The sequence below is a fragment of the Anaeromyxobacter sp. SG66 genome (genome assembly GCF_022690805.1).
In the GTDB taxonomy this organism is placed as follows: Bacteria; Myxococcota; Myxococcia; order Myxococcales; family Anaeromyxobacteraceae; genus Anaeromyxobacter; species Anaeromyxobacter soli.
Genome location: NZ_JALCZC010000152.1, coordinates 1 through 7,982, shown reverse-complemented (window position 1 = coordinate 7,982; position 7,982 = coordinate 1). Strand labels below are relative to the sequence as shown.

Annotated in this window: 7 protein-coding genes; 3 read left to right on the top strand and 4 right to left on the bottom strand. The window is 73.2% G+C overall.

The genetic code is table 11. The features are described 5' to 3' along the window. Nucleotides 1–182 precede the first annotated feature (182 nt). Entirely contained in the window at nt 183–1,589 is a 1,407-nt protein-coding gene (locus MNZ39_RS22360) for a sigma-54 dependent transcriptional regulator (RefSeq protein ID WP_242341310.1), read from the bottom strand. After that, nucleotides 1,586–2,506: a histidine kinase dimerization/phospho-acceptor domain-containing protein gene (locus MNZ39_RS22355; protein WP_242341309.1), complete on the bottom strand. Its 921-nt coding sequence runs from the start codon at nt 2,504–2,506 to the stop codon at nt 1,586–1,588. Before MNZ39_RS22355 ends, MNZ39_RS22360 begins: the two co-directional genes overlap by 4 nt. A 298-nt stretch (nt 2,507–2,804) precedes the next feature. Between MNZ39_RS22355 and MNZ39_RS22350 the strand changes: the two genes are divergently transcribed. Continuing rightward, the gene (locus MNZ39_RS22350) at nt 2,805–4,031 is read left to right on the top strand and encodes a CapA family protein (protein WP_242341308.1); all 1,227 of its coding nucleotides are present in this window, start codon (nt 2,805–2,807) and stop codon (nt 4,029–4,031) included. Here MNZ39_RS22350 and MNZ39_RS22345 read toward each other — a convergent pair. Beyond that, nucleotides 4,021–4,515 (bottom strand): dCMP deaminase family protein, encoded by a 495-nt coding sequence (locus MNZ39_RS22345; protein WP_242341307.1) that lies wholly within the window; start codon nt 4,513–4,515, stop codon nt 4,021–4,023. The genes MNZ39_RS22350 and MNZ39_RS22345 overlap by 11 nt on opposite strands. A 78-nt stretch (nt 4,516–4,593) precedes the next feature. On the opposite strand from MNZ39_RS22345, the gene MNZ39_RS22340 reads away from it, so the two are divergent. Then, nucleotides 4,594–5,199 (top strand): hypothetical protein, encoded by a 606-nt coding sequence (locus MNZ39_RS22340; RefSeq protein ID WP_242341306.1) that lies wholly within the window; start codon nt 4,594–4,596, stop codon nt 5,197–5,199. A 6-nt stretch (nt 5,200–5,205) separates the two neighbouring features. On the opposite strand, the gene MNZ39_RS22335 is transcribed toward MNZ39_RS22340, so the two are convergent. After that, a complete protein-coding gene (locus tag MNZ39_RS22335; RefSeq protein WP_242341305.1) occupies nt 5,206–6,126 on the bottom strand; it encodes a S1C family serine protease in 921 nt (306 codons plus the stop codon). Between the two features lie 147 nt (nt 6,127–6,273). On the opposite strand from MNZ39_RS22335, the gene MNZ39_RS22330 reads away from it, so the two are divergent. Next, nucleotides 6,274–7,803 carry an Hsp70 family protein gene (locus MNZ39_RS22330; protein ID WP_242341303.1) on the top strand — a complete coding sequence of 510 codons (1,530 nt, stop codon included), beginning with the start codon at nt 6,274–6,276 and terminating at the stop codon, nt 7,801–7,803. The last annotated feature ends 179 nt before the right edge of the window (nt 7,804–7,982 follow it).

Below are 7,982 nucleotides of genomic sequence, written 5' to 3'. Positions count from 1 at the left end.
CGCCCCAGCGGCGAAGCCGCTGGGGCCCCACCCCTGCTCGGCGGGGCCCGTGAACCTGCGCGCCCGCTTTCGCGGGTGCGCGCAGGTTCCCCGCCGGAGGGGCTTCGCCCCTCCCGCGCTTCGCGCGGGGCCCTCCCACTGCAAAGCTCGGGGGGGCCGTGAACCTGCGCGCCTGCCGCGGCTCAGGCCTTCACGCCGCTCGCCGGGACCTGACCTTCGGCCTCGCCCGCGCGCGTGCGCGCCTCGGCGGCGTAGCGGTTCAGCTTGTTGTAGAGAGTCTTCTCGCTGATCCCGAGGATCTCGGCGGTGCGCGCCTTGTTCCCGCCGTTCTTCTGCAGCGACGCGAGGATGTACTCCTTCTCGACCTTGTCGAGCGGGATCCCGAGCGGCATCCGCAGCGTCGCCGCCTCCGGGCGGGAGGCCTGCATGTCCGGCGGGAGGTGCTCCTCGCCGATGACGTCGCCGTCCACGAGGATCATCGCGCGCTCGACGGTGTTGCGCAGCTCGCGGATGTTTCCGGGCCAGGCGTACCCCTGCAGGATCCCGAGCGCGGCGGGCGACACGCCTTGCACGTGCTTGCCGGTCTCGCCGTTGAACTTCTCGAGGAAGTGATGAACGAGGAGCGGGACGTCCTCGCGCCGCTCCTTGAGCGCGGGGAGCTGGATCGTGAAGACGTGGAGGCGGAAGTAGAGGTCCTCGCGGAAGCGGCCCTTGCGGATCTCCTCCTTGAGATCGCGGTTCGTCGCGCAGATGACGCGGACGTCCACCTCCACCTCGGCGCGCCCGCCCAGCCGGCGGAACCGGCGCTCCTCCAGGACGCGGAGGAACTTCGCCTGGAGCTCGAGCGGCAGCTCCCCGATCTCGTCGAGGAAGATCGTGCCGTTGTGCGCGAGCTCGAAGTTGCCGAGCCTGCGCTGGTCCGCGCCGGTGAACGCCCCCCGCTCGTACCCGAAGAGCTCCGACTCGATGAGGGTCGCGGGGATCGCGCCGCAGTTCACCGCGACGAAAGGCTTCTCCTTGCGCGGCGAGAGGTTGTGGATCGCGCGCGCCACCACCTCCTTGCCGGTCCCGCTCTCGCCGCTGATGACGACGCTCGCCGTCGAGGGCGCGACCTTCTTCACGAGCTCGAACACCCGCTGCATCGAGGGGCCCGAGCCGATCATGTCCGTGCCGGGGGCGAGGGCGGCGATGCGGCGCCGCAGCAGCTGCACCTCGCGCATCGTCTCTTTCTTCTCGAGGGCGCGCTCGAGCACGAGCCGCAGGCGCGGCACCTCAAGCGGCTTCTCGATGAAGTCGTAGGCGCCCTCCTTGATCGCCTGCACCGCGGTCTGGATGGTCCCCCGGCCGGTGAGCAGCACGACGGGGCAGTCCGGCAGCTCGGCGCGGAGCGCGCGCAGGAGCCAGAGCCCGTCCATGTTCGGCATCACGAGGTCGGTGAGGATGACGTCGGGGTGCCCCTCGATGGCCCGGCGGAGCGCCTCGGTGCCGTCGCTCGCGGTCTGGACGTCGTAGCCCCAGCGCTGCGTCAGCTCCGCCAGCGCGTCGCGGCTGTCGGCCTCGTCGTCGACGATGAGGACCCGGTATTTCATTCGCGATCGTTCCTCGGGAGCCGCAAGGTGAGGCGCTCCAGCGCGCCCTCGTGCACGATGGCGAGGTCGCCGCCGAGCGCCCGTGCCGCGGCGTCCGCGACGTCCGTGTAATACCCGAGCTCGGGGTCCGGTTCACCCGCCGCGTGCTCGATGGTCAACCGCAAGCTCGCCGCCTCGGGCTCCACGCGAACCGACATCCGCCCGCCCTCCGGCGTCTCGACGAGCGCCCGCGAGACGAGGCCGAGCACGAGCCGCGACACCCGGCCCGGATCGCAGCGCGTCCGGGCGGAGCCCGGCGCGGCGTCCGCGTGCAGGTCGATGCGGCGCCGCCGGGCGTCGTGGCCGAACAGGCTGACCGTGTCCGCCGCGAGCGCGCCGACGTCGGTGTAGCCGAGCGGCGCGGAGGGATCGGTCACGTCGAGGAAGCGGCGCACCACCTCGTTGACCCTGCCGATCTGATCGCGCAGCGCGCCCAGGTGCGACGCCGAGGCGACGCCCGCGTCTCCGGCCGACGACAGCTTGTCCGCGAGCAGCGCGAGCTGGAGCGCCATCGCGTTCAGCGGGTTCTTGATGTCGTGCGCGACGCCCGCGGCCAGCCGGGTGAGCCCCTGCGATCGCATGGCGTGCTCGAGGCACTCGGCGTCCTGCGAGGTCCGGGCGAGGAGGAGCGTCCCCTCCCCGCTCGGGACGCGGTGCAGCTCGAGCACCTGGCCGTCCGGCCCCGGCACGCGCGCGATGGCGGGGCCGTCCCCGGCCAGCAGCGCGCGGAGCTCCGGCGCCGTCTCGGCGCGCGTCCGCAGCGCTCCGGTCAGGTCGGCGTCGGCCCCGAGCCCCAGCTGCGCTGCGAAGCCGGGGTCGGCGGCGACGACCGACCCGGACCGGTCGACGAAAGCGGCGCCTCTGGCGAATGGGTGCATGATGAGAACCTGGAAGTCGCGCCCTGAGATGCGTCGCGACGGTCGTTTTTTCAAGCCCGCTCGGATGATACCGGTAAAGCTCGGAGCCCTCGTGCGCGTGTTCCCGTCCGCCCCATCCGTCACCGTGGTCCTCGCCCTCTCCCTGGCCGCCTGTGCGACCGGAGCGCGCGGACCGGCCGACCGCGCCGCCCAGCCCGTGGCGGCCCCCGCGCCGTCGACGTCCCCCTCCCCGCCAGCGCGCGGAGGCGCCCTGGAAGCGGTCGCGCCCGCGGAACCGCCGGTCCGCACGGTCGCGCAGGTGACGATCGGGGCGGTCGGCGACGTCCTCATGCACGACGCGGTGAAGCAGTGCGCCGCGACCTACGGGCGCGGCGCCCCGGACGCGGGCTTCTCCTGGCTCTACGCACCCGTCGCCGATCTCCTCGCCGCGCCCGACGTCATGTTCGCGAACCTCGAGACGCCCGTGGCGCCCGCCACGGCTCAGGGCACGCGCCCGTTCGTGTTCAACGCGCCGCCCGAGGCGGTGGCCGCGCTGCAGCACGCCGGCGTGGACCTCGTCTCCTTCGCGAACAACCACGTGTTCGACCAGGGGCGGCCCGGCTTCGAGGAGACCGTCCGGCGGCTCGACGCGCTGCGGATGCGCTACGTCGGGGCGGGCCCGTCCGGGCGCGCCTCCGGCCCGGTCACGGTGGACGCCGCGGGGATGCGGATCGCGTTCCTCGGGTACGCCCACTTCTTCAACCAGGACGGAAACGCCTGCCCCGCGGCGCGAGCTTGCCTCCAGGCGTCGCAGCTCGATCGCGAGGGGGCGGTGGAGAGCGTCCGCCGCGCGGCCTCCGAGGCAGACGCGGTGGTCGTGTCGCTCCACTGGGGCGAGGAGTACGCGCCCCAGCCGCGCGCCGAGGACGTGGAGCTCGCCCACCGGCTCGCCGACGCGGGCGCGCTCGTGGTCCTCGGCCACCATCCCCACGTCCTGCAGCCCGTCGAGCTGTACCGCCGCGCCGACGGCCGCACCGCCGTCATCGCCTACTCGCTCGGGAACTTCGTCTCGAACCAGTCGCGCAACTACGTGCCGGGCGTGACCCCCGAGGCCGTCGCGGCGACGAGGGACGGCGCGCTCCTGCGCGTGAAGCTGGCGCGCCGCGACTACGGGCGGGGCGTCGCGCGCGTGGAGGTGGCGGGCGCGGACTTCCTGCCGCTCTGGACGGAGAACGACACCGTGGAGATCGACCGGCGCAAGGAGCCCGGCCGGAAGCCCGCCATCCGCGTCGTCGCGGTCGATCGCGCGCTCGCGCAGGTGCGCGCGGAGCTCGCCGCCTTCCCGGACCCCGTCCCGGCCGATCGCGCGGAGGCCTGGACGCGGCTCCGCGCGCGCGAGCAGCTCCTCGCCGGCCGCCGCGCGGCGGTCGCGGCGGTGATGGGAGAGGACCTCCTGCGGACGCTCGCCCCGGGAGAGCTCGCGCCCGCGAGCGTCGCGTCGCCAGCGCCGGAGCCGGCGAAGCCGGTCAGCGCCGCTACTCCTTGACCGACGTGGTGACCGTCCGCGCGTGGCCGGTGTCGGCCGGCTGCACGTCGGGCCGCGCGGGCACCTTCAGCTCGACGAGCTCGATCCCGAGCCGCTGCGCGTACTCGAAGATCCGCTCGTCCCGGTAGAACTCGCCGAACACGATCCGGTGGCAGCCTGCGTTCGCGATGAGCTTGAAGCACGGCCAGCACGGCGAGGCGGTCGTGTAGATCGCGGAGCCCTCGATCGCGACGCCGTTCTTCGCCGCCTGGATGATCGCGTTCGCCTCCGCGTGAACGGTCGCGACGCAGTGACCGTCCTCCATCATGTGCCCCGCCTCGGTGCAGTGCGGCAGGCCGCGGATCGAGCCGTTGTACCCGGTGGAGAGGATCGTCTTGTCGCGCACCAGCACCGCGCCGACGTGCTTGCGATCGCAGGTCGCGCGCGTCGCGACGACGCGCGCCACGTTCATGAAGTACTCGTCCCAGCTGACCCGATTATCCATCCGCCCTCCGGCTGTCCGGAGGCGGCATCCTACTCCAGGGGCCCGACTTCCGGCGGAGAGAGCGATTAACATGCAGGCATGCTCCGGACCGCCGTCGCGCTCTCCGCGCTCCTCGCCGCGCTCCCGTCGTTCGCCCAGCAGTCGCCCGCCCTGCCTCCCGTGGCGACGCCGTCGGGACGGGCGCAGCCCGATCCCGCCGCTCCGCCGTCCGCGCCCGTGACGCCGGGGGCGGGGACGGCGAAACGCTCCCAGCCGCCCGACAAGCCGCTCCCGCGCGGCGCGGTGCTCGAGGAGATCTCCGGCGTGCTGGAGGGCGTGGACGGGCACGCGCACCGGATCACCGTCGGGACGGCGGGGGGCAAGGTGACGCTCACGGTCGACCGCAACACCATGGTCTACACGTCGGCGGGGCTCGGGACGGTGGCGGATCTCGTCCCCGGATCGCAGCTCCGGGCCGGGCGGAACGCCGACGCGCTCGCGTACTGGGTGCAGGTTCGCAGGCCGGCCGCCGGGGAGCCGCAGTCCACTCCCGGCCAGGGCACCGGCCCAGGCGGCGGAAGCGGGCCGCCGGCCGAGGGAGGGCGCGGGGCCGGGACCGGCGGCGCCAGCGTCCCGAGCGGCGTGGGTCCGGGCAGCGTCTCGCCGGGTCCAGCCGCGCCGGGGACTGGCGCGACCGGACGTTAGCGAAGCCTAGAGCGCGCCGGGCGCGGCGGGCAGCGACACGGGCTGGGTGCGCGCGGCGACCTCCGCCTGCCCGGCCGCGACCTGCGCGTCCTGCGTGCCGCCGCGGCCGCGCTGGGCGACCTCGCCCGAGCCGTCGTCGGAGAGGCGCGCGAGGCCGTGGTCGGCGAGGAAGCGCCGGATCTTCGCGGCCGGGGCGACGAACGTCTCGCCGGGCATCGGCACGTCGAACGCGTACTGGTCGGCGTCCTTGCCGAACTCCACGCGCGCCGTGCGGTAGCCCTCGACGAGGCCGATGAGGCGGCCGCGCGGGACGTCGAACACGCCGCCGCCGCTGCTGCCGTAGCCGATGGCCGCGTCGGTCTTGAGCGACTTGGCGCGCCGCGGCGCGGCCGCGTTCTCGAGGAACTCGTACTCGACCTGGGAGACGATTCCGGCCGCGACCGAGAGCCCCTTCCCGAACGGCGCGCCGATGACCACGAGATCGTCGCCGAGGTCGAGGCTCTCGTCCGGCGCGAGCGGCGTGACGGGCAGCTCCGCGCCGACCTCGAGGACCGCGATGTCCGTCTCCGGCAGCTTGCCGGTCGCGACGACCTTCGCGGCGAGGTGCGCGTCGCGCCCGCTCGGGAGCACCTCGATGCGGACGGGCTCCTGCCAGGCGCGGCCCGGCTCGACGACGTGCGCGTTCGTGAGGACGAAGCTCCGCTTGCCCTCGCGGGCGAACGCGATCCCCGAGGCGCTGCGGACGACCTCGCCGCCCGCGGTGATCCGGATGCGCACCGCGCTCGGGAACACCTTGTGGACGGTCTCCGCGCGCGGGTTGCCGGCGCGGGCGGGAGAGGAGAGCCCGAGGAGGGGCGAGGCGACGAGGAAGAGGCCGGCCACGAGAGCGGCCCCGCCGAGGCTCGGAAGGAGGCGGGTCTTGAGCACGTCCCGTCCAACGGGGGGCGCTTCACCCGAATTCCCCCGGGTGGAGCGCTTGCGCCTTTCGACCCCCCGTGTGGGCGAGCGTCCGCTCGCACGGCAGGAGGGCGGGAACTCCACCCTGCCCCACCTTCGTAGTACCCTCGCCGCGGCATGGAGCGGCTCTCCCCCGACACCATCATCGGGATCGATCTCGGCACGACGAACTCGTGCGGTGCGGTCGCCCACGGCGACGGTCAGGTGAAGCTCATCCCCTACAAGGGCGGCGAGTACACCATCCCGTCCATCTTCGCGATCGACGACAAGGGCAACGAGCTCATCGGCCACGAGGCGAAGCGCCAGTGGCAGCTCAACCCGCGGAACACCCTCTACGCGACGAAGCGGCTCATCGGGCGCGCCCCGCGGGACGAGGTCGTCGACACGATGCAGCAGTCGGTCCAGTACCGCGTCCACGCGGGGGACCGGAACGACGTCGAGGTCGACTGCCACGGGCAGAGCTTCTCGATCCAGGAGATCGCCTCCCGGATCCTCGCGAAGATCCGGGACGTCGCGTCGGATCACCTCGGCTTCAAGGTCCGGCGCGCCGTCGTGACGGTGCCCGCGTACTTCACCGACCGGCAACGCCAGGCGGTGAAGGAGGCCGGGGCGTTGGTGGAGCTCGAGGTCGTGCGCATCATCAACGAGCCGACGGCCGCCGCCCTCGCCTACGGCATCGGCAAGCGGCTCGACGAGCGCGTCCTCGTGTACGACCTCGGCGGCGGCACGTTCGACGTGTCGATCATCGAGATCCGCGACCGCGTGTTCGAGGTGAAGGCCACCGGCGGCGACATCTTCCTCGGCGGCATCGACTTCGACGACGCGATGATCCGGTACGTCCTCGACGACTTCCGCAAGAAGCACGGAATCGACCTCTCGTCGGATCCGGTCGCGATGCAGCGCATCAAGGACCTCGCCGAGCGCACCAAGATCGACCTCTCGGCCCGCACCGAGGCGCCGTTCTCCATCCCGTTCATCACGATGACGCCGCAGGGCCAGCCCCTCAACATGGACGTGCGGTTCGACCGCAAGCTCCTCGAGGCGCTCACGCAGCACCTCGTGGACCGCTCGCTCAAGATCATGGGCGGGGTCATGGTGGACGCCGGGATCACCGCGAAGGACATCGACGAGGTCATGCTCGTCGGCGGGCAGACCCGGATGCCCGTCATCCAGGAGCGGCTCACGCGCTTCTTCGGGAAGCCGCCGTCGAAGGGCGTCCACCCCGACGAGGCGGTGGGGATCGGCGCCGCGCTCTACGGCTGGTCGCTCCAGGAGAGCTCCGACCTGAAGCTCCAGCTCCTCGACGTCATCCCCATGGCGATCGGCATCGAGCAGGCGGGCGGCGCGATGCACGTGGTCTTCCCGCGCAACGCCGCGATCCCCAACGCGCGGACCATCGCGGCCACGAACGCGGTCGACCGCCAGAGCGAGCTCGCGGTGCGCATCTACCAGGGCGATCAGCCCTGGTCGGTGGACAACGAGCTCCTCGGCGAGTTCACCTTCAGCGGCGTGCGGCCGGGCCGCGCCGGAGAGGTGCGGCTCGAGATCCTCTTCGAGGTCAACATCGAGGGGATCCTCACGATGTCCGCGCGCGACCTCGACACCGGCCGCCAGATGAAGACCACGGTCCGCATCTCGACGCGCTGAGCGCCGGACGATCCGGTCGCGCCTCCCTAGCCTCCTGAAGCTCGCGCGGCCCCCGGATCACCGGAGGCCGCGCGCGAGCGAGGCGGGTCCGCTCAGTCGCGGCGCGGGGCCGGGGCCGGCCGGCTCCCGCCGCCGTGCTGCGGCGCCTGGCGCGCCGGCGCTCCGCCGCCGCTGCTCCC

Bases quoted from the DNA above. Each gene is read 5' to 3' on its own strand.
- MNZ39_RS22360 (WP_242341310.1), bottom strand. From the start codon at position 1,589: ATGAAATACCGGGTCCTCATCGTCGACGACGAGGCCGACAGCCGCGAC.
- MNZ39_RS22345 (WP_242341307.1), bottom strand. From the start codon at position 4,515: ATGGATAATCGGGTCAGCTGGGACGAGTACTTCATGAACGTGGCGCGC.
- MNZ39_RS22340 (WP_242341306.1), top strand. From the start codon at position 4,594: ATGCTCCGGACCGCCGTCGCGCTCTCCGCGCTCCTCGCCGCGCTCCCG.
- MNZ39_RS22330 (WP_242341303.1), top strand. From the start codon at position 6,274: ATGGAGCGGCTCTCCCCCGACACCATCATCGGGATCGATCTCGGCACG.
- MNZ39_RS22355 (WP_242341309.1), bottom strand. From the start codon at position 2,506: ATGCACCCATTCGCCAGAGGCGCCGCTTTCGTCGACCGGTCCGGGTCG.